Consider the following 25,902-nt stretch of genomic DNA (forward strand, 5'->3'; position numbering starts at 1 on the left):
ATCGAACTCGACGCGCTGCGTACCAGGGTTCTCCTTCTCAGCTCAGTTGCTGGGCCAGTCCGACGATGATGCCCTCCGGGCCGCGGACGTAGCAGAGCAGATAGCTGTCCTCGAACCGGGCGACCTCGCCGAGGAGTTCGGCGCCGTGCGGGCGCAGGCGGGCAACGGTGTCCTCGATGTCGTCGACGGCGAACATGACGCGGTGCGTGCCCAGAATGTTGTGCGGCCGGTTGCGCGGCTCGGCGCTGATCGCCGCGGGGCTGCGGTACTTCGCCAGCTCGAGCCGGCTGTGACCGTCCGGGGTCCGGAGCATCGCGATGTCACAGCGGACGCCGTCGAGTCCGGTGCACTGGTCGGCGACGAGGCCCTCGACCTCCGCCCTGCCCTCCAGCTCCATACCGAGTTCCACGAAGTATGCGATGGCGGCATCCATGTCCTCGACGACGATGCCGACGTTGTCCATCCGCTGAATCGCCATGCCGGTCTCTCCCTCTTCCTCGTGCGGCCGGTGGTGGGCCGGTGGTGGGCCGCTCCCATGATGACGATCAGCCGCAGCGTGCCGCGCCCGCTTGCAATTCTTCTTCGACGATTCGTCGCCTGCGCGTCGGACCAGCGTGGCGAGTCACGGTGAGTGAGCGGAAGGGGCGAGTATCCGGACTTGAATAAGTACGAACGAATGTTCGATGCTGAGGTATGTCGACTTTCGATCCCGCGCTGATCCGGCCGGCGGCGCTTGCGTCCGCCGGTGCGGAGAGCCTGCCGGTGCTGCCTGCGTTGGCGGGGTTGCTGCCCGGGGGTGGGTTGCGGGCCGGGACGGTGGTTTCGGTGGTGGGGGATGCCGGGCTGCTGGTGGCGTTGGCGGCCGGGGCGGCGGCGGAGGAGTCCGGGGTGTGGACGGCGGCGGTGGGGCTGCCGGATCTGGGGTTGGCGGCGGCGGCCGGGTACGGGGTGGAGCTGGAGCGGCTGCTGTTGGTGGACCGGCCGGGGGCGCAGTGGCCGGAGGTGGTCTCGGCGCTGGCCGGGGCGGTCGGGCTGGTGTTGCTGGGGACGGACGGGGCGGTGCCGCCGCAGCTGGCGGCCCGGCTGGCGGCGGTGCTGCGCCGGAGCGGCTGCGTGCTGCTGGTCGCGGGGCCGTGGCCAGGGGCGGTGGCGCGGTTGCGGGTGGCGGAGAGCCGCTGGTTCGGGGTGGGCGACGGCCACGGGCAGCTGACCGGTCGTCAGGCGCTGGTGGTGGCGGAGGGGCGCGGCGCGGGTGGCCGGGCGCGGACGGCGTGGCTGTGGCTGCCGGACGAGCACGGTGCGGTGCGGGCGGTCGAGGCGGGCGAGCAGGCCGGGAACGGCGAGGTCACGGGGGCCGTGGGCGGTCTGGCGGTGGTCTGAGATGACGACGGAGATGACGACGGAGGAAGCGGGACGGACTCCCCGGGTGCTGGTGCTCTGGTGCCCGGAGTGGCCGGTACGGGCGGCGGCGCCGCACGCCGGGAGCGAGCAGCCGGTGGCGGTGCTGGAGGCCGGCCGGGTGCTGGCCTGTTCGCAGCTGGCGCGGGACGCCGGGGTGCGGCGCGGGCAGCAGCTCCGGCTGGCCCAGCGGCTCTGCCCGGAGTTGCGGCTGCGGGAACGGCAGCCCGCCCGGGAGGCCGAACTGTTCGAACCGGTGGTGGTGGCGGTGGAGGCGTTCACCCCACGGGTGGAGGTGCTGCGGCCGGGGGTGTGCGTGATCCCGGTCAAGGGCCCGGCCCGGTACTTCGGCGGCGAGCAGGCGCTGGCCGAGCAGGTGCAGCTGGCGGTGCTGGCCGCCCTCCCGTCCCCGGGCGAGGTCAGGATCGGGGTCGCGGACGGTCTGTTCGCGGCCACCCTCGCGGCCCGCAGCGCCGGGCGGGTGCCGGAAGGCCAGGATGTGGTGTGCTCGGCCCCGTACGGACTGGTGGTGCAACCCGGCCGGACGGCCGAGTTCCTGGCCCCGTACCCGGTGGCGCTGCTCGGCGACGAGACCCTGGCGGACCTGCTGGTCCGGCTCGGGGTGCGGACGATCGGTGCGTTCGCCGCGCTCTCGGTGCGGTCGGTCGCCGACCGGTTCGGCCCGGCGGGGACGGCTGCGCACCGGCGGTCCCGAGGGCTGCACGCCCGCCCACTGGTGCCCCGCAGGGCGGGCCCCGATCTGACGGTGGAACAGCTCTTCGACCCGCCGGAGCAGCTGGCCGAGCCGCTGGTCTTCGTGGCCAGGACGCTCGCCGACCTGCTCTACGAGCGGCTCGGCGCGGTCGGCCTGACCTGCCGGCGGGTCGCGGTCGAGGTGACCACCGCCGACGGCCGGACGCACTCCCGGCTCTGGCGGCACGAGCGGCGGCTCGGCGCGGCGGCGCTGGCCGAGCGGGTCCGCTGGCAGTTGCAGGCCTGGCAGGGCATGGCGGTGTTCGAGGAGCAGGCGGGCGGGTTCACCGCGCTGCGGCTGGTCCCGGACGCCCTGGTGCCGGACCAGGGGCGGCAGTTGGCGCTCTGGGGCGAGAGCGTGGCCGGTGACGCGCTGGAGCGGGCGGTGGCCCGGGTGCAGGCGGTGGTCGGGCAGGGCGGCATCAGCCGGCCGCGTCCGGCCGGTGGCCGGGGGCCGGGCGAGTGGGTGACCCGGGCGGTCTGGGGCGAGGAACCCCCGTGCCCCGAAGCCGAACCGTGGCCCGGCCGGGTGGCGGCCTGCCTGCCGTTCGTGGTTCCGGCGCAGCCCCCCGAGGTCGTCGTCCTGGATGCGGCGGGCCGTCCCGTCACGGTCAGCGGCCGGTCCGTTGCCTCCGCTCCACCGGACCGACTCCGGCTGGAGGGACGGGAGTTGGCGGTGAACGGCTGGACCGGTCCGTGGCCCGCCGTCGAGTACTGGTGGGACCCGGTGCGGGCCCGTCGCCGGGCCCGGCTCCAAGTGGTCGCCGAGGGGCGGGCGTTACTGCTCACGGTGGAGGACGGCCGATGGTGGCTGGAGGCGGAGTACGGATAGCGGATGTGACAGCCATGGGGGGCTGACCAGAGCAAGCGAACCACCCGAGAGCAGGCCCCCGATGGGATTCACCAGTCACTCCAAGCTCCCCTGGGACGAGCTGCGCCGCCGGATGACCGGAGCAGCGCCTCCCGCACCGGAGGCCGCCCCGGCCGAGGTCGTGCCGCTGCGTCGGCCGGAACAGGCCGTCCCCTGGGCCGAGTTGCACACCCACTCGGCATACAGCTTCCTGGACGGCGCCAGCGATCCGGCGGCCCTGGCCGAGGAGGCCGTCCGGCTCGGGGTGGAGACCGTCGGGCTGACCGACCACGACGGCCTGTACGGGGTGGTCCGGTTCGCCGAAGTGGCCGGGGAGATCGGGCTCCGGACCGTCTTCGGCGCCGAACTGACCCTCGGCCCGGACGAACACCTGCTGGTGCTGGCCCGCAGCGAGACGGGCTACCGCCGTCTCTCCGCCACGATCGCCGCCGCCCAGCTCGCGGGCGGCACCAAGGGCAGGCCCAGGTACGACTTCGCCGAGCTGGCGGCCGCGCACGGGGGTGAGTGGGCGGTGCTCACCGGCTGCCGGAAGGGCCGGGTCCCGGCCGCCCTGGCGGCTGGTGGCGAGCCGGCGGCCGAGCGTGAACTCCGGTCGCTGACCGAGGCGTTCGGTCCGGAGAACGTCTTCGTCGAGCTGGTCCACCAGCGCCTGCCCGAGGACGACCTGCGCAACGACCGGCTGGCCGCGCTGGCGGCCCGTACGGGGCTGGGCGTGGTCGCCTCCAACAACGTCCACCACGCCTCGCCCGCCCAGGGCCGGCTGGCCCAGGGGCTGGCCGCGCTGCACGGACGGGACACCCTGCGGCAGGGCGGCCGGGCGCACGATCGCCTCCGGCGCCGCCCACCTGCACTCCGGCCGGGAGATGGCCGCCCGGCTGGCCCGGTATCCCGGAGTGCGGGAGGCCACCGTGGAGTTGGGGCGGTCCTGCGCCTTCGACTTCGCGGCGATGGAGCAGGCCCTGCCCGGCTTCCCGGTGCCCGAGGGGGAGACCGAGGCAGGTCTGCTGCGCACCCTGGTCGGGCGCGGACGCTACCGGACCGATGACGAAAAGGCGCACCGGCAGCTGGAGTTGGAGCTCTCGGTGATCGAAGGGCGGGGCCTGGCCGGGTACTTCCTGATCGTCCACGACCTGGTGGAGTTCTGCCGCCGGGAGGACATCTGGTGCCAGGGCCGGGGCTCCGCCGCCAACTCGGCGGTCTGCTACGCCCTGGGCATCACCTCCGTCGACCCGCTCAAGTACAAGCTGCTCTTCGAGCGCTTCCTGAGCACCGAGCGGGAGGGCCCGCCCGACATCGACCTGGACATCGAGCACCGCCGCCGCGAGGAGGTGATCCAGTACGTCTACCGCCGCTACGGGCGCGACCACGCCGCCCAGGTGGCCAACGTGATCACCTACCGCCCCCGGCTGGCGCTGCGGGACGCGGCCCGGGTGCTCGGCTACCCGGCCGGGCAGGTGGAGGCGTTCGCCCGGCAGGGCGACTTCCGGGGAATGCCGGGCGCGGACGCGGTGGTGCCGGGCGACGTCCTCGACCTGGCCGGTCAACTGCTCGGCCTGCCAAGGCACCTGGGCATCCACTCCGGCGGCATGGTGCTCACCGAGGCACCGATCGGCGAGGTCTGTCCGACCGAGTGGGCCCGGATGCCGGGGCGCTCGGTGCTCCAGTGGGACAAGGACTCGGTGGCCGGGGCGAAGCTGGTGAAGATCGACCTGCTCGGCCTCGGCATGCTCTCCGCACTGCACGACACCTGTCGGCTGGTCGAGCAACACCACGGCAAGCGCTACGCGTTGCACGAGCTGCCGAAGGAGGACCCGGCCGTCTACGCGATGCTCTGCCGGGCCGACACCGTCGGCGTCTTCCAGGTCGAGTCCCGGGCCCAGATGGCCACCCTGCCCCGGCTCAGGCCGACGGAGTTCTACGACCTGGTGGTCGAGGTCGCACTGATCCGGCCGGGGCCGATCCAGGGCGGCTCGGTGCATCCGTACCTGCGCCGCCGGGCGAAGCAGGAGTCCGCCGAGTGCCCGCACCCGTTGATGGAGAACGCGCTCGGCAAGACCCTCGGGGTGCCGCTGTTCCAGGAGCAGATGATGCAACTGGCCATCGACTGTGCCGGGTTCACCCCGGCGGAGGCGGACCGGCTGCGGCAGGCGATGGGTTCGAAGCGTTCGCTGGAGCGGGTCGCCCGGCTGCGGGAGCGGCTGCTGGCCGGGATGACGGAGCGCGGTATCCCGGCGGAGGTGGCCGAGGACGTCTACACCAAGATCGAGGCGTTCTCCAGCTACGGCTTCCCGGAGTCGCACGCGATCAGCTTCGCCTACCTGGTGTACGCCAGCGCCTGGTTCAAGTACCACCACCCGGCGGCCTTCACCTGTGCGCTGCTGGCCAACCAGCCGATGGGCTTCTACTCGCCGTTGAGTCTGGTCACGGACGCCCGGCGGCACGGCGTCGAGGTCCGGGGGGTGGACGTGAACGTCAGCGCGGCCGAGCCCACCCTGGAGCCGGGCCCCGAGCAGGACAGCCCCGCGATCCGGCTCGGTCTGACCACAGTCCGGGGGCTGGGCGCCCCGCAGGCGGCGGCCGTGGTGGCAGGCCGGCCGTACGAGGGACTGGAGGACTTCGCCCGGCGGACCGGCCTGGCGGCTCCGGTGCTGGAGGCGCTGGCCACAGCGGGTGCCTTCGACTGCTTCGGACTGACCAGGCGTCAGGCGCTCTGGTCGGCCGGGGTGCTCGCGGGCACCGATCCCGACAGCATCCCGGGGACGGCGCCCGGCGGGCAGGCGCCGCCGCTGCCCGCGATGACCCCGGTCGAGCAGACCATCGCCGACCTCTGGGCCACCGGGACCTCCGCCACCAGCCACCCGGTCCAGCACCTGCGCGGGGACCTGGACCACGCAGGGGCGGTCCCCGCGAACGAGCTGGGCAGCGTCCCGCACGGCACCCAGGTCCTGGTCGGCGGACTGGTGACGCACCGCCAGCGGCCGCCCACCGCGGGCGGGGTGCTGTTCCTCAGCCTGGAGGACGAGACCGGCCTGATCAACGTGGTCTGCAACCGGCACGTCTGGGAACCGCAGCGCCGCACCGCCCTGGACCGGGCCGGTCTGCTGGTGCACGGCACCGTCGAACGCCGGCACGGCGCCACCAACCTGGTCGCCACCAGGCTCGCCCCGCTGCGGGTCGCGGTCTGAGCCCTCGGCTGATGCCCCGCCAGCTGACCGGCCGTCACCCGTTCGGCAGCGTGGACGGGCCCCAGGTGCAGGGGGTGCGGTCTGATGCAGGAGACGATCATGATCGCCCGGGCGTACGGAGGTCCATGGAATGAGTCTGCTGCGCGAGAACGCGGTACTGGCACTGTTCACCTGTCTGGCACTCGGCTACCTGGTCGGCAAGCTCAAGGTCGGTCCGATCCAGCTCGGCGGCATCTGCGGGACGCTGATCGTCTCGATGCTGATCGGTGCGCAGGACGTCAAGAACGTGGCGTTCGCGCTCTTCATCTTCTCGCTCGGCTACCTGGCCGGGCCGCAGTTCTTCGCCAACCTGAACGCCAAGGGCCTGCGCTTCGGGGTGCTCTCGGTGATGGAGGCCGTGGTCGTCATCCTGATGGCGTACGGCATCGCCATGGCGGGCGGGCTCGACGTCGGTACGGCGTCCGGCATCCTGGCCGGTTCGGCCACCGAGTCGGCGGTGGTCGGTACCGCGCAGGAGGCGATCAGCAAGCTGCCGGGGATCACCGCGGACCAGTCCACCGAGCTGCAGGCGCACGTCGCCACCGCGTACTCGGTCTGCTATCTGTTCGGCCTGATCAGCATCGTCCTGCTGACCAGTCAGTTCTTCCCGATGCTGATGCGGATCAACCTGGCCGACGCCTCCCGCGAGCTGTGGGAGAAGATGCGTGGCGCGGGCGTCGGCCTCGAGGCCGGGGAGACGGCTTCGCTGCCCGGTCTGGTGGGCCGGACCTACCTGGTGTCGCAGGGCGAGGGGTCCAGCCTCCAGCAGCTGGAGGACGCGGTCGGGCAGGACGCCTCGATCGAGGGGGTCAAGCGTGGGCAGCAGGTGCTCAAGGTCGAGCCCGGGCTGAAGCTCCGGCGGGGCGACCGGGTGCTGGTGGTCGGTCTGCGGGACGCGGTCCGGGAGACCGGGTACGAGCTCGGCCCGGAGACCTCCGGGGTGCCGGGGCTGGACAGCCCGCTGACGGTGCGCCAGGTGGTGATCACCGACAAGAAGGTGGCCGGACAGACCGTCACCCAGCTGCGCGAGCGGGAGACCACCGCCACCGAGGGCATCTACCTGACCGGCGTCCAGCGGGTCGACCAGGACATACCCGCGGTCGGCGAGACCGAGCTGCACCAGGGCGACACGCTGACCGTGGTCGGCACCCGCTCCAAGGTCGAGCGGTTCACCAAGGCGGTCGGTGCCAAGGTGCGCACCGACAGTGCCGACTGGATCTACATCGGCCTGGGCATCTGCCTCGGTGTGCTGCTCGGCATGATCACCATCCATGTCGGGGACGTCAACCTCGCGCTCGGCACCGGCGGCGGCTGCCTGATCGCCGGCCTGGTGTTCGGCTGGCTGCGCGCCCAGCGCCCGACCTTCGGCGCGTACCCGCCGGTGGCCGCGCAGACCATGAAGGACCTCGGGCTCTCCATCTTCATCGCGGTCACCGGCATGGCGGCAGGACCGGACGCCGGGCCGCTGCTCAAGCAGTACCCGCTGCTGCTGCCGCTGTCGGGCATCGCGATGGTGGTGGTGCCGGCCTTCCTGGGGCTGTTCCTCGGGCGCAAACTGCTGAAGATCGAGAAGCCGATCCTGATCGGCGCCATCGCGGGCCAGCAGTGCTCGACCCCCGCCATCACCGCCGTCAGCAACGTCGCCCAGAGCAGCGTGCCGATGCTCGGCTACACGATCACGTACACCATCTCCAACTTCCTGCTCCCGCTGACCGGTCCGGTCTTCGTCGGTCTGCTCGGGCTCAAGCTCTGAGCTACCGCAGCGGGTCGTGAGCTGACGGTCGCTCAGCCACCGGGGAGTGCGCCGCCGGGCGCCCCCTGGCGGTGGGGCGGCCGTCTGCGGTTGGATGGCCGGATGGGTGGCGAAGCGGTCTCGGGGCAGGGCACAGCAGTGGTGATCGGGGGCGGGCTGGCCGGGACACTGGCGGCCTGGGCCCTGCGGGACGCGGCCGAGCGGGTGGTGGTGGTCGAACGGGACCGTTACCCCGAGCAGCCGGACTTCCGGGCCGGACTGCCGCAGGGGCGGCACGCCCACCTGCTGCTGGCGGCCGGGCACCAGGTGCTGGAGGAGCTGATGCCGGGCTCCCGGGCCGAGCTGCTGGCGGCCGGGGCGGTCGGTGTCCCGCTGGCCAGCGACCTGCGCTGGCTCAGTTCGGCGGGCTGGATGGCGGAGCACCACAGTGAGCTGGTCTTCCTCTCCTGCACCAGGCCGGTGCTGGACCACGTGGTGCTCGACCGGGTCCGCAAGGACTCCTCGGTGGAGTTCCTGGAGGGGACCGAGGTGGTCGGGCTGCTCGGCAGCGCGGGCCGGGTGACGGGTGTTCGGATCCGTGAGCGCGGTACCGAGGGCGAGGTACGTGAGCTGCCCGCCGAGCTGGTGGTGGACGCCTCGGGCCGGTCCACCTCGGTCGCGGGGTGGCTGGCCGACCTCGGCGCGCCGGCCGTACCGGAGGAGCGGGTCGACGCCGGGGTCGCGTACTCCAGCCGGCTGTTCCACCGGCCGACGGGAGTGGACTTCCGCCACCAGGCGCTCTACATCCAGACCAAGGCACCCGATGACCCGTACCTCGCCGTGCTGCTCCCGGTCGAGGGCGACCGGTGGATCGTCAGCGTCGGCGGTATGCGCGGCGCCGAGCCCGAGCCCGGCGAGGCCGGCTTCCGCAAGCAGCTCGACCTGCTGCGCGACCCGACCCTGCGCGAGCTGCTCGCCGAGGCCGAACCGGTCGGTGAGGTCCGCGGCTTCCGGCCAGGACCCGGGGTCCGCCGCCGCTACGAACGCCGTGCCCCGCAGGGCTTGATCGCCCTCGGCGACGCCGCCTGCACCTTCAATCCGGTGTACGGCCAGGGCATCACGGTCGCCGCGATGAGCGCCCGTGCGCTGGGCGTCGCGGTCACCCGGCACGGTGGCATCGGTCCGGCCGCGGCGGGTGCCGCCCGGCAGGCGATCGCCAAGGTCACCAAGGACCCGTGGGTGATGTCCTCCACCGAGGACGTCCGGTTCGCCGCCACCGCCGGTGGCCCGTCGGGCGCCCTGATCCGCTTTCAGCACCGGTACCTGGACCGGGTGCTGGCCCGGGCCACCACGGACGCGCACGTCTGCGACCGGTTCCAGCACGTGATGTCGCTGGTCTCGCCGCCGACCGCGCTGTTCCACCCGTCGGTGCTCGGGCCGGTGCTGCGCGGGCCGCGCTGACTCAGACCAGGGCGGGTTCGGTCGGTTCGGCCGGTTCGGCGTGGTCGGGCAGCCGGCGGACAGCCGGGACGCAGAGCAGTAGGAGCGCGGCAGGGACGCCGATCGCGGTCATCGCGTACAGGGTCGGGCGCAGTCCGAACGCCGCCGCGACCGGACCGGCCACCAGCAGGCCGAGCGGCATCAGGCCGGAGGAGAGCAGGTTGTCGTAGGAACTGACCCGGGACAGGGCCTGCTCGGGGATGTGGGTCTGCAGGCTGGTCTCCCACAGGACGAAGAACAGCGAGACCGCCACGCCGGTGACGGCCTCCAGGAGGGCGACCACGGTGAGCGAGGGGGCGGCACCGATGATCAGCGCCTGGCAGGAGGCCACCGCGAGTGCGGCGGCGGCGAGCGCCAGCGGGCGGGCCGGGCGCAGCCGGTAGGCCCAGAGGTCTCCGACGACCGAGCCGATCCCGAACGCGGCCGTCACGGCCGACCAGCCCGCCGCGCCGCCCCACTCCTGCTCGGAGAGCACCGGCCCGAGCACGAAGATCGAGGGCAGCACCACCACGTGGTAGACGCTCATCGCCGCCATCCCGGACCAGACCCAGGTACGGGACCTGACGTGCCGCCAGCCCTCGCGCAGCTCGCTGAGGAAGCTGCCGCCCGGTGCATCGTCCTGGGCCTCGTCCTGGGCCTCGGCCTGGGCCGGGTTCTGGGCCGGGCGCGGCCGCAACCGGACCAGGAACGCGGCGCTCACCGCGAAGCTGACCGCGTCCAGGGCCAGTGCCCCGCCGGGCCCGGCCAGGAAGACCAGCGCTCCCGCCACCGCCGGGCCGACCACCATGCCGGAGGACAGCACAAGACCGCGCAGCGCGTTCGCCTCGCGCAGCCGCTCGGCCGGCACCACCAGGGGCAGTAGGCCGGTGGCGGCCGGCATGAAGAAGGCGCTCGCCGAGCCGAAGACCGCCATCAGCACCACCAGATGCGGCACTTCGGCCACCCCGGCGATCAGCAGCACGGCCACCGCGCCCTGGGCGGCGAACCGCACCAGGTCGGAGATCAGCATGATCCGGTGCCGCGGGAAGCGGTCCGCCCACACCCCGCCGACCAGGGTGAACAGCAGCAGCGGCAGCAGCGCCGCTGCACCCACCAGGCCGACGTCGGCGGCCGATCCGCCCACCGACAGCACCGCGAAGGGCAGTGCCACCATCGACACCCGGTCGCCCAGCAGCGAGAGCGACTGCCCGGCGAACAGCTGGGCGAACTGCGGTTCCTCCCGGAGCACGGCGGGGATCAGCTGTTTCACGGGAAGGCCAATCGAGAGGGTGGGTGGGCAGGGGCAGCCCGATAGTAGGGAGCGCCGGGGTGCCCTGTCGCCGGAGTTTCGCTCAGCTGCCGTCGGCCGGGGCGAGCTCGACGTGCGGGCGGCGGCGAATTCATCGAGGCCGGTCAGCTGTAGTGCATCGGGCATCCCTCGCGGAGCGCGTGCTCGGCGGCGCGGAGGTAGAGCGCGGTGTAGAAGGCGGTGTCCAGGTCGTCCTGCCACGGGCCGGGATACCGGGAGACGGCCGGGCTGTCGAACCAGGCGCAGAGGTCGAGGTTGGCGCAGTCGGTCGGGAGGTGCTCGACGGGGAGCTCGATGGTGGCGGCCAGCGCCCGGGCTCCGTGCAGGACCGGGAGGGCGGCGCGCACGGTGGTGGTGTCGGAGTAGGAGGACGGCACCGGCAGGACCAGGGTGTCCGGGAGGTCCACCGGTAGCAGCAGGTCCCAGTCGAGCGGGGACTGATCGGGGGTCAGCGATCGGCAGAGCCGGTCGAAGCCTGCCATCGGCCGGTAGAGCTTCTCCTCGAAGGTGCGGCCGGGGAAGAAGGTGAACGTCGGCAGCCCACGTCGTGTCAGCTCGGCGTCGAGCGCGAGTGCCGTCGGCCGGAAGACCTCGTCATCGGCCCAGTCGTCGTGGCTGGTGCTCACCAGATAGATGCCCATGGCGCCGAAGGTAGGGCCGGGTACCGACAGGTCAGGCCGAGCGGTGCTGCTGCGGGCTGATGCCGTGGACGCGTTTGAAAGCGGTGGAGAGGGCGAACGGGCTGCTGTAGCCGACCTGGTGGGCGACGCTGCCCAGGGTGGCGGCGGGGTCGTGCAGCAGGTCGGCGGCCAGCGCGAGCCGACGGCCGGTCAGATAGGACATCGGCGGTTCGCCGACCAGCTCGGCGAACCGGCGGGCCAGCGCGGCCCGGGAGACGCCGACTTCGGCGGCCAGGCCGGCCACCGTCCAGGGGTGGGCCAGATCGCCGTGCAGCAGGCGGAGCGCGTGGCCGACCAGGGGGTCGGTGTGGGCCCGGTACCAGGCCGGGGCGTCCGACTCGGGTCTGGCCAGCCAGGTGCGCAGGGTGGCGATCAGGAGCAGGTCCAACAGCCGGTCCAGCACGGCGTCCTGGCCCGGCCGGTCGCGGCCGATCTCCTCGCCGAGCAGGTCGATCAGCGGGGAGTGCCAGGAGTCGGCGGTCACCACCAGCAATGGGGGCAGCGCGTCCAGCAGGCCCCGGCTGACCTCGCCGCGGAGCTGGTACGTCCCGCTGATCAGCACGTCCGGGCCGTCCGGGGTGTCGCCCCAGGTGCGGGTACCCAGGGTCATCGTGTCGCAGAGCTCTTCGCCGTCCAGGGTGGTGGAGCTCTGGTCGGGGTGGATCACCACCCGGGGCGGGGTGTCGGGGGAGTCGGCCAGCACGTACGCCTCCGGGCCCCGGGCGATCGCCACGTCGCCGGTGGCGAGCCGGACCGGGGCGCCGTGGTCCGGTAGGACCCAGGCGGTGCCGCGGACCGGGGTGACCAGGGTGAGCGGTGCCCGGTCCTCGACCCGGATCGCCCACGGCGGGGCCAGGACCGAGCGGAGCAGAAAGGCACCTCGGGCCCTCGGCCCGGCGAGCAGTCCGGCCAGTGCGTCCATGGCGGTCGAGTCTAGACGCCCGCCGTGGACGCCCGCGTATGCGGTTGAGTCGATCAACGATGGCCGGAGAGCGGTCGGAAGCGGTTGACTGGGTGTCAGACAGCGAGAGTTGACGACGGGGAGTGTGTGGGATGACCGGGTTCAGAGGTGCGGTACTGCTGGGGGCGACGCTGACCATGGGGCTCAGCGCGGGTCTGTTCTTCGCCTACTCCTGCTCGGTGATGCCGGGGCTGGCCAAGGCCGACGACCGGACCTTCGTGGAGACCATGCAGCGGATCAACGTGGCGATCCTGAACGGCTGGTTCATGCTGGTCTTCCTCGGGGCGATCGTGCTCACCCTGCTGGCGGTGGTGCTCCAGTTCCGGGGTGGTGACCGGAGTCTGCTGCCGTGGCTGATCGCGGCGGCGGTGCTGTACATGGTGGTGCTGGTGGTCACGGGAGCGGTGAACGTGCCGCTGAACGACCAGCTGGCGGCGGCCGGTTCACTGGACGGCATACCGGATCTGGCGGCCGTCCGGGAGACCTTCGAGACGACGTGGGTGCGGTGGAACACCGTCCGGACGGTCTCCGCGACGGCGGGCTTCGGCTGCCTGGTGGCGGCGCTGGTGGTCGGTGGACGGAACGCGGGCTGACGCTCCGTCAAGCGAGGTCGGCGGGCGGGGTGGGGCGGGTCAGGGTCGGGGCCGGGGCCGGGGTTCAGAACACCGGGGTGGTGGCGGCCCGGAGTGCACAGGAGTTGCCGAAGGTCCTGGCCCACTTCACCGGGATCCCGTGCCAGCTGCCCTCGGCGGTGGCGGTGACCGGGTCGTAGAGGGCGGCGCAGGCGGTACCCGGGAGGCCGGCGAGGCGGTCGAGGTCGCCGTCGGCCTCGGTGAGTGCGGCGCAGGCGGGGTCGGGGTCGGGGTGCGAGCCGCTCGGCTGGAGGTCGCAGGTCAGGGTGGTCACCGCCGCCTCGGGCAGGGCCACCGGGCCCGGACTGACCGTCAGCAGCAGGGAGGAGTAGGCGGACTGGGGAGGGAAGACCCGCGCCGAGGCGGGGGCGGGCACGGCGAGACAGCCGGCCAGGGCCAGGCCGAGACCCAGAGCGACGGGCAGACGGGGACAGTGCGGTGCGCTGGCGGTCATGGCGCCCAGCTTGGCCCGGGTCGGACCGGGTACCAAGCCACCGCCACCCACGGGAGCGAGGATTGACCCGATCGGGCGACCCGGGCCACCGTTCAGGGCCTGTCTCAGCCGCGCAGGGTCGGCATACCGAGCAGGACCGGGCCGCTGTCGGGGGACTTGGTGCAGGCGTCGTGGCAGTCCGCGTCCAGGCTGCAGCAGAGCGAGCAGATGGTGCCCTGGTGGAACGGGCAGTCGGCGGTGTCGGGGATCTCGTACGCGCCCTCGCAGACGGTGCAGGTGAGGGTCTCGGTGGAGGTCGAGTCGGCGTTCGGGTTGGGGCGGGCCAGGTAGTAGCGGCCCTTGGTGGCCCAGGCGATCAGCGGGCTGCAGACCATGGCGAGCGCGAGGGCGATGAACGGGCTGAACGCCTGGGCGTACTCGCCGAACCAGCCGAAGAAGGCGCAGATCGAGACGGCGGCGGCGATGCACATCGCGCCGAAGCCGGCCGGGTTGACCGGGTGCAGGTAGGCGCGCTTGAACTCGATGTACTTCGGGCTGAGGCCGAGTGGCTTGTTGATCACCAGGTCGGCGGTGACCGCGCCGATCCAGGCGATCGCGACGTTGGAGTAGAAGCCCAGCAGCGAACCGAGCGCGCTGAACATGTCGAGCTCCATGAGCAGGAGCGCGACCCCGCAGTTGAGGAAGATGTACCAGACCCGGCCCGGGTGACGGTGGGTCAGCCGGGAGAAGAAGTTGGACCAGGACAGTGAACCGGAGTAGGCGTTGGTCGAGTTGATCTTCACCTGGGAGACCACCACGAAGAGCCCGGCCAACGGCAGCGCCGCCGCCCCGAACCACGGCCGCAGCGACTCGACGTACGGCGCGATCGGCTCCAGTGCCTTGGCGTTGCCCACTACGTCGAGTGCGGCGAAGGCGAGCAGCGCTCCGCCGAGCTGCTTGGCCGCGCCGATCACCACCCAGCCGGGGCCGGCGGCCAGCACGGCGAAGTCCCAGCGGCGGGCGTTGGCCGGGGTGCGCTGTGGCATGAAGCGGAGGTAGTCCGCCTGCTCGCCGATCTGCGCGATCAGTGAGAGCGCGATACCCGTGCCCAGGCCGAAGCCGAGCAGGGTGAAGCCGGAGCCGACGCCCTGGGTGCCGCCGAAGTGGGTGAACTCGGCGAAGGTGCCGGGGGAGTGGACGGCCAGGATGACGAACGGGCCGACCAGGCCGAGGATCCAGAGCGGCTGCGTCCAGGCCTGGAGCTTGGAGATCCAGGACATGCCCTTGAAGACGATCGGGATGACCACCAGGGTGGTCACCAAGTACCCGACCGTCAGCGGCAGATGCAGCACCTCGTGCAGCGCCTGGGCCATGATCGAGCCCTCGAGGGCGAAGAAGATGAACGTGAAGCTGGCGTAGACGAGCGAGGTCAGGGTGGAGCCGAAGTAGCCGAACCCGGCGCCCCGGGTGAGCAGATCCATGTCCACGCCGTTGGCCGCGCAGGCGCGGGAGATCGGGATGCCGGTGAGGAAGATCAGGGTGGCGGCGGTGAGGATGGCGGCGAGCGCATTGGTGAAGCCGTACGACATCACGATCCCGGCGCCGATCGCGTAGTCCGCGAGATAGGCGATCCCACCGAGTGCGGTGGACGCCACGGACAGCGGCGACCAGCGCCGGAACGAGTGCGGCGCATAACGGAGTGAGTAGTCCTCCAGGCTCTCGTCGGCGGCGGACTTGGCGTACGAGCGGCGCGGGGCGCTCACCTGCTCGGGGGCCTGGGTGGAGGTGTCGGTCATGCGCCGCTCCTGCTCGTCGAGGGTCTGTGAGCCGTGACGTTAGGGAGCGAGTGTGAAGCGCAGCGTGCCCACGCTGTTTCCGCGCGGTAACCGGCTGGTCGTCAGCTGCTGCCTCCCGGCGGGTCGTTGATGGCCGTGATGGTCAGGGCGGGCGGCCGGACGGTGAAGCGGACCTCCTGGGTGCCGCCCTCGTACCAGGTCTCCGTCACCGCGACCGTGGTGGTGGTGAGGGTGCGGATGGACCAGGTGCGCGGGATGTTCTTCGCGCGGAAGACCGGGTCGGCCCCGTGGTGGGTGGCGGACCAGCGGTCGAGTTGGGCATTCAGGGGAGGCGGGAGGGTCTTGGCGCGGATCTCCTTCGGGTATTCGTCGATCTCGCCGAGGGCGGCCAGGCGGTACTCCTCGAAGAACGCGTTCACCTCGCCGGCGGGCGTGCGAGGCGTGGCCTGGGCCGCCGCCGGGGGCAGCGGAGCGGCGAGAGTGAGCAGGGCGGTGAGCGCGGAAATACCGATGCGTCGGTTCATGACGGAGAGTCCATCATTCGTCAACGAATCTGTATATCGCTCGCAAGGGTGAATTGATTGAGTGTCAATTCATCTGGATAGGAAGGTTTATCGCCCCTTTCCGGGATTCCCGGCAAAAGCCTGGGCGATCGGCAGCCAGGAGTCGGCAACCGGCCCGGTGGCGACCAGGGCCAGGTCGCTCCGGCTCCGGCGTTGGGTGACCAGCAGGCAGAAGTCGAGCGCCGGGCCGCGCACCGAATCGGCCGCCTCCGGTGGTCCCCAGGTCCACAACTCACCCGAGGGAGAGGTCAGTTCCACCCGGATCGGGGTCTCGGGCACCGGCAGCCCGTGCAGTGCGAAGGCGAACCCCACGGTGCGGACGCCGAGATGGGCCACGTGCCGGAGCCGGTCGGTCGGCGGCACGGTCGCGCCGAGCGCGTCGGCGACGTCCTGGCCGTGCGCCCAGGTCTCCATCAGTCGGGCGGTGGCCATCGAGGCGGCCTTCATCGGCGGGCCGAACCAGGGGAGTCGGCGATCGGTGGCGGCGGCCGTCGCCAGCTCCCCGGCCAGCTCCGCCCGCCCGGCCCGCCAGCGGGCCAGCAGCGCGGCCGGGTCCTCGCCTACCCCTTCGGCGGCCCCGGCGTCCACCGGCTCGGGGACGTTCGTGTAGTGGGTGAGCACCTCGGCCGTGAACCGCTCACCGTCCCGACAGGACAGCAGCGACCACTGGTCCGTCCAGGCCAGGTGGGCGATCTGGTGGGCGACGGTCCAGCCCTCGGCCGGGGTCGGGGTGGCGAACCCGGCCGGGCCCAGCCCCGCGACCAGTGCGTCGAGTGCGGCGCTCTCGTCCCGGAGGTCGTTCAGCAGGACGGTGACATCGACCATGGCGGGGTGCTCCTTCAGGGAGGGGACATGAGTTGGCGGACTGCTCAGTTGACGGACTTGGCCCGGCCGGCCCAGTACGGCTCGCGCAGCCGGAACTTCTGCAGCTTCCCGGTGGTGGTCCGGGGGAGTGACGAGCGGAACTCCACCGAGGTCGGCGCCTTGTACCCGGCGAGGTGCTGCTTGCAGTGCGCGATCAACTCGGCCTCGTCGCCCGCAGATCCGTCCCGCAGCACCACCAGGGCCTTGACCGTCTCGCCCCACTTGGTGTCCGGCACCCCGATCACCGCGACCTCGGCCACCGCCGGGTGGGAGTACAGGCAGTCCTCCACCTCGATCGAGGAGACGTTCTCACCGCCGCTGATGATGACGTCCTTCTTCCGGTCGGAGATGGTCAGGTAGCCGTCCCCCAGCACCCCGCCGTCACCGGTGTGGAACCAGCCGTCGCGCAGCGCGGCCGCGCTCTCCTCGGGCTGGTCCCAGTATCCCGCCAGCACGGTGTTGGACCGGACCAGCACCTCGCCCTGCCCGTCCACCCGCAGCTCGGTGCCGAGCGCGGGCGCGCCCTGCCGCACCAGCCGCTCGGCTCGCTCGGCGGGCGGCAGGTCGTCCCACTCGGCCCGGCCGCGGTTGACGGTGACGATCGGGGCGGTCTCGGTCAGGCCGTACAACTGCATGAACTCCCAGCCGAGTTCCGCCTCGACACGCTCCACCACCGAGGTCGGCGGCGGCGCTCCGGCCACGATCATCCGGACCCGGTCGCGCCCCGGGACCGGCCCGTCCCAGTCGGCGGCGGCGTCCAGCACCGCGGTCACCACGGCCGGTGCCCCGCACAGATAGGTGACGCCGTGCCGGTCGATCCGGCGCAGGATCTCCGCGCCGTCCACCTTGCGCAGCACGATGTGCTTCGCGCCGAGGCCGGTGAGCGCGAACGGCAGGCCCCAGCCGTTGGCGTGGAACATCGGCAGGGTGTGCAGGTAGACGTCCCGGTCACTGGCGCCGAAGTGCAGGCCCATCAGCACCGCGTTCAACCAGAGGTTGCGATGGGTGAGCTGAACTCCCTTGGGGCGGGCGGTGGTTCCGCTGGTGTAGTTGATCGTCGCGGTGTCCGACTCGTCGACCGGATACTCGACCGGGGCGTGGTCGAAGTCGTACAGCAGGGCGTCGCTCTCCGCGCCGAGCACGAAGCGGTGCCGCACCGGCACCCCGGCCAGTGCCCGGTCCAGCTCGGGATCGACCAACAGGGCGGACGCACCGCTCTGTTCGACGATGTACGCCACCTCCTCCGCCTTCAGCCGGAAGTTGACCGGCACCAGCACCCGGCCATGGCCGCTCACCCCGTACAGCGCGGTCATCAGCCGGGCCGAGTTGTGCGAGACGATCGCGACCCGCTCACCGGGGCCGATGCCCAGCCGGTCAAGACCGGCGGCCTGGGCCCGGGCCAGCTCGGCCATCCGCCGGTAGCTCAGATCGCCCCAGGAGCGGGCGGGTTGGTCCGGTTCGTCGACCAGGCCGATCCGGTCGCCGTAGACCGTCTCGGCCCGGCGAAGGAAGTCCAGCACGGTGAGTGGAGTCTGCATACGGTCACTCTGCCCGTCCGGCCCGGCCCGGGGACAGAGGGCGTGCCCGGACGGGTGACAAGGCGGGGGCTCGGACCCGATGCCAGACTGGGGGAGGGGCCGTCGGTGAGGACACGGTGATGAGCGGCAACCACGGCGTGATCGACGAGACGCTCCTCGGCGGGCTGCGGAGCTCTTTCCGGGGCCGGCTGGTCCGGCCCGGTGAGCCGGAGTACCAGGAGAGCCGGCGGATCTGGAACGGCTCGATCGACCGGCACCCCGCCCTGATCGCCTACTGCACCGGCGCCACGGACGTGGCCGCCGCCGTCAGGTTCGCCCGGGAGAGTGGCCTGCCGGTCGCGGTGCGCAGCGGCGGGCACAGCTTCTCCGGGCAGTCGCTGTGCGACGACGGGATCGTCATCGACCTGTCGGCGATGCGGCGGATCACGGTGGATGCCGAGGCCCGCACCGTCCGGGCGCAGGCCGGGGTGCTGCTCGGCGAGCTCGACCAGCAGACCCAGCGGGCCGGTCTTGCGGTGCCGGCCGGGATCGTCACGCACACCGGGCTGGCCGGGCTGACGCTGGGCGGCGGCATCGGCTGGCTGATGCGCAAGTACGGGCTGACGGTGGATCAGCTGCTCTCGGTCACCCTGGTCACGGCCGACGGTGCGACGGTACGGGCGGACGCGACGGAGAACCCGGAGCTGTTCTGGGGCGTGCGCGGGGGTGGCGGGAACTTCGGTGTGGTGACGGAGTTCGAGTACCGCCTCCAGCCGGTGGGCCCGATCGTGCTGGCCGGGCCGCTGATCTGGCCGGTGGCCGACTCGGCCAGGCTGCTGCGGTTCTACCGGGACTGGATCACCGAGGTGCCGGACGAGCTGACCACGGCCGTGGTGCACCGCAAGGCACCGCCGCTGCCCGGGATCCCGGCGGCGCTGCACGGCCGGCGGGTGGCGATGGTGATCTGCTGCTGGGTGGGTGACCTCGACCGGGGCGAGCAGGTGCTGCGGCCGCTGCGGAGGTTCGGTCCGCCGGCGGCGGACCTGTGCCGGGCCAAGCCGTTCACCGAGCACCAGGCGATGCTCGACCCGTCCTTCCCGCCCGGCCGCTGGTACTACTTCAAGTCCTGTGACGTGGCCGAACTGACCGATCAGGTCATCGACATCACCGCCGAGCACGCCGCGCGGATCACCTCCCCGCTCACCAGCTTCCCGATCTTCCAACTGGGCGGTGCGATCGCCCAGGTGGGGGAGGACGAGACGGCGGTCAGCGGCCGGCAGGCCGGTCACACCTTCAACATCAACGGCACCTGCGCGGACGCCGAGGGCTTCGAGCAGGAGCGGGCCTGGGCCCGGGGCCTGTGGACGGCGCTGGCACCGCACCACTCCGGTGTCTACGTCAACTTCCTGATGGAGGAGGGCGAGCAGCGGGTCCGGGAGGCGTACGGGGAGCGGAAGTACCGGCGGCTGAAGGCGCTCAAGCGGGAGTGGGACCCGGATAACCTGTTCCGGCTCAACCAGAACATCCGGCCCGACTGAGGAGTCAACGCAGGTGCAGCAGCAGTCCTGGGGAGAACTGACCGCGTACCGTTCGAGAGTCCGGGGGTGCCTGCTGGGTGGCGCGATCGGCGACGCGCTCGGCAACCCGGTGGAGTTCCTGTCGCTGGACGCGATCCGGGCGAAGTACGGCGAGGCCGGGGTGACCGGGCTGGTGCCCGACTACGACGGTGTCGTCGGTCGGATCACCGACGACACCCAGATGACGCTGTTCACCGCCGAGGGACGGCTGGCGGGTTACGTCCGGTCCAGGGCGAAGGGCATCGGCGGCGCGGAGGCGGCACTCGTCCACGATGCCTACCTGCGCTGGCTGGACACCCAGGACCACCCGGGCCCGCCCCCCGCCGAGGGCCTGCGGCACCGCACCGGCCGACTGCGCGAGGAGCCCTGGCTGTACGCCCGCCGCGCGCCCGGCAACGCCTGCCTCTCCGGCCTGCGGGCGGACCACACCCCGCACCCGTACGCGCCGCTGACCGGCAGTCCAGGACCGGTGAACCCGGGCTCGAAGGGCTGCGGCACCGTGATGCGCTCCGCGCCGTTCGGCTTCACCGGCCTGGGCGAGCAGCACTCCTTCGAACTCGCCGCCAACTGCGCCCAGATCACCCACGGCCACCCGACCGGCTACTACGCCGCCGGCGCCTTCGCGGCGCTGGTCAGCCTGCTGGTCGAGGGTGAGTCGCCGGCCGGCGCGGTGCTGCGCACCCTGGACCTGCTCGGCCGCTACCCCGGCCACGAGGAGACGACCACCGCGCTGCGGGCCGCGTACGAGCTGGCGGCGGACGGCGAGGCGAGCGCGGCGAAGGTGGAGAGCCTGGGCGCGGGCTGGGTGGCGGAGGAGGCGCTGGCGATCGCGGTCTACGCGCTGCTGGCCCGGACCCGGCACCAGACCTTCCACGTCGGCAGCGGCGGGACGGTCTGCGAGCCGAAGCCGCCGCGCACCCCGATCGAGGCCGCCCTGCTGCTCTCGGTCAACCACTCCGGCGACAGCGACTCCACCGGCGCGATCTGCGGCAACCTGCTCGGCGCCCACCACGGCGACGTCCGGCTGCCGCAGCCCTGGCTGGCCCGGATCGAGGGCAGGGCGGTGATCGCCATGGCCGCGGACGACTTCGCCGCCGAGGTCCACCCCGGTGAGCAACGGCCCTGGAACTACTGACCCCTCAGGCCGTTGCCCGGTTCGTGAACGGTGCTCCGGGCGGGGGGAAATGCTGAGCCGGACGGGTGATGGAGCAGAACCTGTCTCATGGTCAGGTCGTGCGGTGCCGATCCTTCAGGCGTCTCGTACCAACTTGGAGGATTCATGCGTACGACCCTTGCCAAGATCACCGCTGCCGCCGCGATCTGTGGCTGCGCGCTGCTCATCGGCGCCGGCACGGCCTCGGCCCACTCCTGCCGCCACTCGCACGGCTCGCTGGCGGTCGGCGGCAACGCCGTCACGCACGGCGGCGGCGACGCCCTGGCGGTCGGCGGTGACGTGGACGCCGCCGGTGCGGCCGGTGCGGTCGGCGGCGACGCGACCGGTGTCGACTTCGCGGGCGCGGTCGGTGGCGACGCCCTGGCGGTCGGCCCGGCGGCGGCCGTGGGCGGCGACGCCGAGTCGCTCTGCGAGGACGCGTTCGCGGTGGGCGGCGACGCGGTCGGTTACTGAGTGATCGTCAGCAGGGCCGGCCGTTCCGACGGCCGGCCCTGCTCGCTGCCTGGGTGTCAGGGGTCAGGTGGCCGAGCCGGCCGCGGCGCCGGTCTTCAGTTCGGTGCCCCAGCGGTCGATCTCGGCCTGCAGGTCGAGCCGCCGCATCTCGGCCTTCTCGAGCGAGGCCCACTCCTCGCGGGGCACCCGCCACATCACCTCGAACTCGATGCCGTCCGGGTCGTGGGCGTACAGCGACTTCGAGACGCCGTGGTCGGTGGCGCCGACCAGGGCGTCCCGCCGGGTGAGCTTCTCGGCGATCTCGGCCAGCTCGCCGAGCGTGCCGACCTCCCAGGCGAGGTGGTAGAGCCCGACGCTGCCGCGCGGCGGGGCCGGTGCGTCGGCGCCGACCGAGAACAGGCCGAGGTCATGGTCGTTCAGCGTCTCGGCGGCGCTCAGGAAGGCGGCGCGGCCGGGGATCTCGACGTCGACCTTGAAGCCGAAGGTGTCGGTGTAGAAGGCCACGGAACGGGCCACGTCACGGACGTACAGCACGGCGTGGTTCAGGCGGCGGACGGACATGGCTACTCCTGTGCTCCTGCTAGTTCAAATTTGAACCCTCTGTTGACCACGGTACACCTTGGTTCGAATTTGAACAATTGGGTACGATAGGACCATGGACGAGCCCCGGTGGTTGGACGAGCGCGAGATGGCGGCATGGCGGGGCTTCGTGGTCGCCAGCAATCTGATCGAGCGCCGTCTCGAACAGCAGCTGAAGGAGAGCGCCGGGCTCTCCCACACCCAGTACGAGATTCTGGTGCAGCTCTCCGCCGCGCCGGACGGCTCGCTCCGGATGACCGACCTGGCCGACCGGCTGGTGACCTCCAAGAGCGGCCTCACCTATCAGGTCACCCAGCTGGAGAAGTCCGGCCTGGTCGGCCGCCGCTCCTGTCCCAGCGACGTCCGCGGCGTCTTCGCCGAGATCACTGAGCAGGGCTGGCGGGTGCTGCGGGAGGCCGCCCCCGGCCACGTCGCCACCGTCCGCGAGGTGCTGATCGACGTGCTCACCCCCGAGCAGCTGACGGTGCTTGCCGAGAGCCTCGGCACGGTCGGCGAACGGCTCCGGGCCGCCGAGAAGTAGTCGGACCGCCAGCGGCCGGCCTGCGGTAACCTGCCGCGGTCGGGCTGGTCTGGCTGCGGGTGCTCGCGCTCTGGGGGCGGGACCGGACGTGGAGTTGGGAACGTCCCGTCCCGAAGGTGCCGTCGGGGATTCAGGACGCCAGGCCGGCCAGCGGCCGCCGCGTCGACGGCTTGCGGTGGCGCGACGGTGTTGGCGGCAGCCGGACGAATACGGCACGGCCTGGTGGGTGATCTCGCGTCAGGTGGCGATCTGGCTGCTGCTCCCGTTGGTCGGGGTGGCCCTGGTGGTGGCCGGCACGGTCCAGGACGCGTCGATGCCGCCCGGGGCGGCTCGGGGCGGAGGCGGGCTCCTGCTGGGGGTGATGGGGTTGGCCCTGATCCCGGTGCTGATCTTCCTGGTGCCGCTCTCGCTGGACCCGGGCGACTGCACGACATCGCCTGGCGTCCGGTCGCGCACCGTGCACGCGCTGATCTGCACCGCGATCTACCTGGCGACCCGGCCGGATCTGGTGGGCCACCGTGCTCAGCTGGTCCGGCGGCTTCGTCCTGTTCTGCACCTACATCGGGCTGGCCGTCCGGGCCCAGGACTGACGAGGGTTCAGGGCAGTGTGACGGCGCGGACGCAGAGCACGTCCGGCAGGTGGGAGCTGATCAGGCGCCAGCTGTCGCCCGCGTCGGCGGAGCCGTACACCTCGCCGTTGCGGTTGCCGAAGTAGACCCCGGCCGGTTCGCCGTCGTCGGTGCAGAGGGCGTCGCGGAGCACCACGCCGTAGTGGTCCTCGGTCGGCAGTCCGGTGCTCAGCGGCTGCCAGCTGGCACCGGCGTCGGTGGTGCGGAAGATCCGGCAGCGGCGGTCGACCGGGAGCCGGGCGTAGTCCGCGTCGAGCGGGAACAGGTACGCCGTCCCGGACTGCCGGGGGTGGGTGGCCAGGCCGAAGCCGAAGGTGGCGGGGAGGTCGGCGCCGATGTCGGTCCAGCGCTCGCCGCCGTCGTCGGTGCGGTAGACGCCACCGTGGTTCTGCAGGTAGAGCCGGTCGGGGTCGGCCGGGTCGGCGGCGATCTTGTGCACGCACTGGCCGAACTCCGGGTACTCGTCCGGCAGGAAGGAGACCCGGATGCCGGTGTTGGCCGGACGCCAGTTCTTGCCGCCGTCCTCGGTGCGGTAGACGCCGCCGGTGGAGACCGCGACGGTGACCACGGCCGGGTCACGCGGGTCGGCCACGATGCTGTGCAGGCCCTGGCCGCCGAAGCCGGCTGCCCACTCGGCCCGTTGCGGGTGCGACCAGAGCGCCTCGTCCAGGGCGAAGCTCTCGCCGCCGTCGGTGGAGCGGAACAGAGCGGCGGGTTGGGTGCCCGCGTACACCACGCCGGGCGCCTCGGGGCCGGCCGGCTGGAGCTGCCAGACCCGCTCCAGCGAGGTGTCGGTGTGCTCGGGGAAGCGGACCGCCGGGCTGCTCGGCTCCTGCCAGGAGGCGCCGAGGTCGTCGGACCACCAGACGGACGGGCCCCAGTGGCTGCTGTCGGCGCCGACCAGGATGCGGGGGCGCTCGCCGCGCCGGTCGACGGCGACCGAGTAGATCGCGTTCATGGCGAAGTGCGGTCCGGTGAACTCCCAGGTCGTACGGTCCGGGCTGCGGCCCAGGAACAGGCCCTTCTGCGTGCCGACGGCCAACAGCGTCTCGGTCATGGCGCACCACCTGTGAGTGTCGGGCAGGATCCGTCCGTCAGTCTGCTCCGGGCGGCCCGGCAGTGCACGGCAGCACGCCGGGCGCGGGCGGGAATGCGGACGGCATCCATGGTGGTTTAGGATTCAACAAGACCGAGGGAAGGGTTGCACCGATGGCCACCACGATCGACATCCGCCGAGCGGGCGAGCGGTTCCACACCAGGGCGGGGTGGCTGGAGTCGCACCACTCCTTCTCCTTCTCCCGGCACTGGGACCCGGGCAACACCCACTTCGGCCTGCTGCTGGTCTCCAACGACGACGTGATCGCGCCCGGCACCGGTTTCGACACGCACCCACACCGGGACATGGAGATCATCACCTGGGTTCTCGACGGCGGCCTGGTCCACCAGGACTCCGAGGGCAACAACGGCGTCATCTACCCCGGCCTGGCCCAGCGGATGAGCGCCGGCGCGGGCATCCTGCACAGCGAGAAGAACGACTCCTGGACGCTCACCGGCGAACCCGAGCACCGCGACCCGGTCCGCCTGATCCAGATGTGGGTGATCCCCGACGCGGCCGGCATCGCCCCCGGATACGAGCAGCTCGACATCAACGACCAGCTCGGCCAAGGGGGTTGGACCACGCTCGCGTCCGGCATGGCCAAGCACGCCAACCAGCGCGCGATCGGCATCCGGCAGCAGCACGCCGCCCTGCACGTGGCCCGGCTCCGCCCGTCCGAGACGCTCGACACCGTCACCGCCCCGTTCGCCCACCTGTACGTGGCCCGCGGCGAACTAGCCCTGGAGGGAAGCGGGTTGTTCCACGAGGGCGACGCCGCGCGGATCGGCGCGGCCGAAGGCCAGCGGATCACGGCGGGGCCGGAGGGCGCCGAGGTGCTGCTCTGGGAGATGAACGCGGCCGTCGACCTCGCCTGACGGGCGCTATCCGGCCGCCGGTCCGACCTCCGGCGGCTGGGCCGCCCTGCGCTTGGCGGCCCCCGCCGAGGCCGAGACGAGGACGAGGAAGCTGCTGAGTGTGAAGAACAGGGCCGGCGCGGCACTGAAGACACGGAACTGGCTCCTCAGTGCCGCGTCGTACTCGGGCTCGGTGAGTTCGACCGTCCTGCTCTGTTGCGGCTGGGCGGACTTGTCCCAGTACGTGTAGTGATAGCCCGTTGCGTCTGCCTGCACGTCCCGGGCCGTTCCGGAAGCGGTGGCAAAGCCCAGCACGGCAGCCCCGAGGGCGAGCGCGTAGGCGAGTCTCACGGCGGGCGGCAACAGCAGGATGCACCTGCCGAGTTCACCGGCCCCGACTCGGCCCCTCCGCCGGGCAGCGCCTCGGCTGGTGACGACCCGGATCAACGCGGTGATGAAGACCGGGAACACCATCACGAACAGGACGCTGATCAGCCACTTCGGTGCGGTGTACCCGCTGGGCAGCCAGGTCGAGGCCATGCAGAGCAGGGCCGCACCGCCGAGCACCGCCGCCAGCGCGAAGTGCACCCGGAGGCCGCCGCGCAGCTCGCCCATGTCGTTCCCTCCATCGAACGTGTGATCGAGGCACGATAGCCTGCCGGTGGAGTCGAGACGTCAGTGGGACCTTGCCGATGGTGGGCGAGGGCGGATTCGAACCGCCACAGCCGAAGCGGGGGCTTTACAGGCCCTTGGGCTCAACCAGTGCCCAGCTCGCCCTTGGTGGGAA

24 protein-coding genes, 1 tRNA gene and 1 pseudogene are annotated in these 25,902 nt (G+C 72.2%); 12 read left to right on the forward strand and 14 right to left on the reverse strand.

The window, feature by feature from the left end:
• Positions 1-37: 37 nt before the first annotated feature.
• Positions 38-478: a VOC family protein gene (locus ASC99_RS06015; RefSeq protein WP_057229060.1), complete on the reverse strand. Its 441-nt coding sequence runs from the start codon at positions 476-478 to the stop codon at positions 38-40.
• A 215-nt stretch (positions 479-693) separates the two neighbouring features.
• Between ASC99_RS06015 and ASC99_RS06020 the strand changes: the two genes are divergently transcribed.
• The 6 genes and pseudogenes from ASC99_RS06020 (at position 694) to ASC99_RS06040 (ending at position 9,439) form a co-directional block, all read left to right on the forward strand.
• Positions 694-1,380, forward strand: a complete 687-nt coding sequence (locus tag ASC99_RS06020) for a hypothetical protein (RefSeq protein WP_057229062.1) — start codon at positions 694-696, stop codon at positions 1,378-1,380.
• A 13-nt stretch (positions 1,381-1,393) separates the two neighbouring features.
• Positions 1,394-2,983, forward strand: a complete 1,590-nt coding sequence (locus tag ASC99_RS06025) for a DNA polymerase Y family protein (RefSeq protein ID WP_057229249.1) — start codon at positions 1,394-1,396, stop codon at positions 2,981-2,983.
• Positions 2,984-3,095: 112 nt separating this feature from the next.
• Positions 3,096-3,599, forward strand: a pseudogene (locus tag ASC99_RS40110) (PHP domain-containing protein); the annotation flags it as partial.
• 286 nt (positions 3,600-3,885) lie between these two features.
• A complete protein-coding gene (locus ASC99_RS06030) occupies positions 3,886-6,207 on the forward strand; it encodes an error-prone DNA polymerase (protein ID WP_235583005.1) in 2,322 nt (773 codons plus the stop codon).
• Positions 6,208-6,337: 130 nt separating this feature from the next.
• Positions 6,338-7,999 carry an aspartate-alanine antiporter gene (gene aspT / locus ASC99_RS06035; RefSeq protein WP_057229064.1) on the forward strand — a complete coding sequence of 554 codons (1,662 nt, stop codon included), beginning with the start codon at positions 6,338-6,340 and terminating at the stop codon, positions 7,997-7,999.
• Positions 8,000-8,101: 102 nt separating this feature from the next.
• Positions 8,102-9,439, forward strand: a complete 1,338-nt coding sequence (locus ASC99_RS06040) for an NAD(P)/FAD-dependent oxidoreductase (protein ID WP_057229066.1) — start codon at positions 8,102-8,104, stop codon at positions 9,437-9,439.
• Between the two features lies 1 nt (position 9,440).
• Here the strand turns inward: ASC99_RS06040 and ASC99_RS06045 are convergent, their stop codons facing one another.
• The 3 genes from ASC99_RS06045 to ASC99_RS06055 form a co-directional block, all read right to left on the reverse strand.
• Complete coding sequence (locus tag ASC99_RS06045) at positions 9,441-10,727, reverse strand: MFS transporter (RefSeq protein ID WP_235583006.1); 1,287 nt, start codon at positions 10,725-10,727, stop codon at positions 9,441-9,443.
• Between the two features lie 143 nt (positions 10,728-10,870).
• Positions 10,871-11,407, reverse strand: a complete 537-nt coding sequence (locus tag ASC99_RS06050; RefSeq protein WP_063856988.1) for a hypothetical protein — start codon at positions 11,405-11,407, stop codon at positions 10,871-10,873.
• A 31-nt stretch (positions 11,408-11,438) separates the two neighbouring features.
• Positions 11,439-12,368 (reverse strand): AraC family transcriptional regulator, encoded by a 930-nt coding sequence (locus tag ASC99_RS06055; protein ID WP_057229068.1) that lies wholly within the window; start codon positions 12,366-12,368, stop codon positions 11,439-11,441.
• Between the two features lie 131 nt (positions 12,369-12,499).
• On the opposite strand from ASC99_RS06055, the gene ASC99_RS06060 reads away from it, so the two are divergent.
• Positions 12,500-13,000 carry a DUF1772 domain-containing protein gene (locus tag ASC99_RS06060; RefSeq protein WP_057229071.1) on the forward strand — a complete coding sequence of 167 codons (501 nt, stop codon included), beginning with the start codon at positions 12,500-12,502 and terminating at the stop codon, positions 12,998-13,000.
• Positions 13,001-13,064: 64 nt separating this feature from the next.
• On the opposite strand, the gene ASC99_RS06065 is transcribed toward ASC99_RS06060, so the two are convergent.
• From ASC99_RS06065 to ASC99_RS06085, 5 genes are all read right to left on the reverse strand, one after another.
• Positions 13,065-13,493, reverse strand: a complete 429-nt coding sequence (locus tag ASC99_RS06065; RefSeq protein WP_057229255.1) for an SSI family serine proteinase inhibitor — start codon at positions 13,491-13,493, stop codon at positions 13,065-13,067.
• Between the two features lie 104 nt (positions 13,494-13,597).
• Entirely contained in the window at positions 13,598-15,268 is a 1,671-nt protein-coding gene (locus ASC99_RS06070) for a cytosine permease (RefSeq protein ID WP_057229073.1), read from the reverse strand.
• Between the two features lie 101 nt (positions 15,269-15,369).
• Positions 15,370-15,792 (reverse strand): hypothetical protein, encoded by a 423-nt coding sequence (locus ASC99_RS06075; protein WP_057229075.1) that lies wholly within the window; start codon positions 15,790-15,792, stop codon positions 15,370-15,372.
• Between the two features lie 87 nt (positions 15,793-15,879).
• A complete protein-coding gene (locus ASC99_RS06080; RefSeq protein WP_057229077.1) occupies positions 15,880-16,656 on the reverse strand; it encodes a TIGR03084 family metal-binding protein in 777 nt (258 codons plus the stop codon).
• A gap of 44 nt (positions 16,657-16,700) precedes the next feature.
• Positions 16,701-18,233: an AMP-binding protein gene (locus ASC99_RS06085; protein WP_057229079.1), complete on the reverse strand. Its 1,533-nt coding sequence runs from the start codon at positions 18,231-18,233 to the stop codon at positions 16,701-16,703.
• A gap of 119 nt (positions 18,234-18,352) precedes the next feature.
• Here ASC99_RS06085 and ASC99_RS06090 point away from each other — a divergent pair, with 119 nt between their 5' ends.
• The 3 genes from ASC99_RS06090 to ASC99_RS06100 all read left to right on the forward strand — a co-directional run bounded on the left by ASC99_RS06090 (position 18,353) and on the right by ASC99_RS06100 (position 21,416).
• Positions 18,353-19,750, forward strand: coding sequence for an FAD-binding oxidoreductase (locus ASC99_RS06090; protein WP_057229081.1), 1,398 nt, complete (start codon positions 18,353-18,355; stop codon positions 19,748-19,750).
• A 13-nt stretch (positions 19,751-19,763) separates the two neighbouring features.
• Entirely contained in the window at positions 19,764-20,924 is a 1,161-nt protein-coding gene (locus tag ASC99_RS06095) for an ADP-ribosylglycohydrolase family protein (RefSeq protein WP_057229083.1), read from the forward strand.
• 144 nt (positions 20,925-21,068) lie between these two features.
• Complete coding sequence (locus ASC99_RS06100) at positions 21,069-21,416, forward strand: hypothetical protein (RefSeq protein WP_057229084.1); 348 nt, start codon at positions 21,069-21,071, stop codon at positions 21,414-21,416.
• Positions 21,417-21,479: 63 nt separating this feature from the next.
• Here ASC99_RS06100 and ASC99_RS06105 read toward each other — a convergent pair whose 3' ends face one another.
• Positions 21,480-21,977, reverse strand: coding sequence for a VOC family protein (locus ASC99_RS06105; RefSeq protein ID WP_057229086.1), 498 nt, complete (start codon positions 21,975-21,977; stop codon positions 21,480-21,482).
• 94 nt (positions 21,978-22,071) lie between these two features.
• Here ASC99_RS06105 and ASC99_RS06110 point away from each other — a divergent pair, with 94 nt between their 5' ends.
• A complete protein-coding gene (locus ASC99_RS06110; protein ID WP_057229088.1) occupies positions 22,072-22,536 on the forward strand; it encodes a MarR family winged helix-turn-helix transcriptional regulator in 465 nt (154 codons plus the stop codon).
• Positions 22,537-22,773: 237 nt separating this feature from the next.
• Here the strand turns inward: ASC99_RS06110 and ASC99_RS06115 are convergent, their stop codons facing one another.
• Both ASC99_RS06115 and ASC99_RS06120 read right to left on the reverse strand, forming a co-directional pair.
• Positions 22,774-23,013, reverse strand: coding sequence for a hypothetical protein (locus ASC99_RS06115; protein WP_057229090.1), 240 nt, complete (start codon positions 23,011-23,013; stop codon positions 22,774-22,776).
• 120 nt (positions 23,014-23,133) lie between these two features.
• Positions 23,134-24,222: a sialidase family protein gene (locus tag ASC99_RS06120; RefSeq protein WP_057229092.1), complete on the reverse strand. Its 1,089-nt coding sequence runs from the start codon at positions 24,220-24,222 to the stop codon at positions 23,134-23,136.
• Between the two features lie 152 nt (positions 24,223-24,374).
• Between ASC99_RS06120 and ASC99_RS06125 the strand changes: the two genes are divergently transcribed.
• On the forward strand, positions 24,375-25,136 hold the full coding sequence (locus ASC99_RS06125) for a pirin-like bicupin family protein (RefSeq protein ID WP_057229094.1): 762 nt from the start codon (positions 24,375-24,377) through the stop codon (positions 25,134-25,136).
• 6 nt (positions 25,137-25,142) lie between these two features.
• Here ASC99_RS06125 and ASC99_RS06130 read toward each other — a convergent pair whose 3' ends face one another.
• Both ASC99_RS06130 and ASC99_RS06135 read right to left on the reverse strand, forming a co-directional pair.
• Positions 25,143-25,730, reverse strand: a complete 588-nt coding sequence (locus ASC99_RS06130; protein ID WP_057229096.1) for a hypothetical protein — start codon at positions 25,728-25,730, stop codon at positions 25,143-25,145.
• A 78-nt stretch (positions 25,731-25,808) separates the two neighbouring features.
• A tRNA-Tyr gene (locus ASC99_RS06135) sits at positions 25,809-25,892 on the reverse strand.
• Positions 25,893-25,902: the final 10 nt, after the last annotated feature.

Origin of the sequence: Kitasatospora sp. Root107 (genome assembly GCF_001424875.1) — a bacterium.
Classification (GTDB): Bacteria; Actinomycetota; Actinomycetes; order Streptomycetales; family Streptomycetaceae; genus Kitasatospora.

Coding starts and splice junctions, on each gene's coding strand:
- ASC99_RS06100 (WP_057229084.1), top strand. CDS start 21,069: ATGCGTACGACCCTTGCCAAGATCACCGCTGCCGCCGCGATCTGTGGC.
- ASC99_RS06130 (WP_057229096.1), bottom strand. CDS start 25,730: ATGGGCGAGCTGCGCGGCGGCCTCCGGGTGCACTTCGCGCTGGCGGCG.
- ASC99_RS06090 (WP_057229081.1), top strand. CDS start 18,353: ATGAGCGGCAACCACGGCGTGATCGACGAGACGCTCCTCGGCGGGCTG.
- ASC99_RS06030 (WP_235583005.1), top strand. CDS start 3,886: ATGGCCGCCCGGCTGGCCCGGTATCCCGGAGTGCGGGAGGCCACCGTG.
- ASC99_RS06120 (WP_057229092.1), bottom strand. CDS start 24,222: ATGACCGAGACGCTGTTGGCCGTCGGCACGCAGAAGGGCCTGTTCCTG.
- ASC99_RS06040 (WP_057229066.1), top strand. CDS start 8,102: ATGGGTGGCGAAGCGGTCTCGGGGCAGGGCACAGCAGTGGTGATCGGG.
- ASC99_RS06050 (WP_063856988.1), bottom strand. CDS start 11,407: ATGGGCATCTATCTGGTGAGCACCAGCCACGACGACTGGGCCGATGAC.
- ASC99_RS06060 (WP_057229071.1), top strand. CDS start 12,500: ATGACCGGGTTCAGAGGTGCGGTACTGCTGGGGGCGACGCTGACCATG.
- ASC99_RS06105 (WP_057229086.1), bottom strand. CDS start 21,977: ATGTCCGTCCGCCGCCTGAACCACGCCGTGCTGTACGTCCGTGACGTG.
- ASC99_RS06125 (WP_057229094.1), top strand. CDS start 24,375: ATGGCCACCACGATCGACATCCGCCGAGCGGGCGAGCGGTTCCACACC.
- ASC99_RS06065 (WP_057229255.1), bottom strand. CDS start 13,493: ATGACCGCCAGCGCACCGCACTGTCCCCGTCTGCCCGTCGCTCTGGGT.
- ASC99_RS06110 (WP_057229088.1), top strand. CDS start 22,072: ATGGACGAGCCCCGGTGGTTGGACGAGCGCGAGATGGCGGCATGGCGG.
- ASC99_RS06025 (WP_057229249.1), top strand. CDS start 1,394: ATGACGACGGAGGAAGCGGGACGGACTCCCCGGGTGCTGGTGCTCTGG.
- ASC99_RS06055 (WP_057229068.1), bottom strand. CDS start 12,368: ATGGACGCACTGGCCGGACTGCTCGCCGGGCCGAGGGCCCGAGGTGCC.
- ASC99_RS06015 (WP_057229060.1), bottom strand. CDS start 478: ATGGCGATTCAGCGGATGGACAACGTCGGCATCGTCGTCGAGGACATG.
- ASC99_RS06085 (WP_057229079.1), bottom strand. CDS start 18,233: ATGCAGACTCCACTCACCGTGCTGGACTTCCTTCGCCGGGCCGAGACG.
- ASC99_RS06080 (WP_057229077.1), bottom strand. CDS start 16,656: ATGGTCGATGTCACCGTCCTGCTGAACGACCTCCGGGACGAGAGCGCC.
- ASC99_RS06070 (WP_057229073.1), bottom strand. CDS start 15,268: ATGACCGACACCTCCACCCAGGCCCCCGAGCAGGTGAGCGCCCCGCGC.
- ASC99_RS06020 (WP_057229062.1), top strand. CDS start 694: ATGTCGACTTTCGATCCCGCGCTGATCCGGCCGGCGGCGCTTGCGTCC.
- ASC99_RS06075 (WP_057229075.1), bottom strand. CDS start 15,792: ATGAACCGACGCATCGGTATTTCCGCGCTCACCGCCCTGCTCACTCTC.
- aspT (WP_057229064.1), top strand. CDS start 6,338: ATGAGTCTGCTGCGCGAGAACGCGGTACTGGCACTGTTCACCTGTCTG.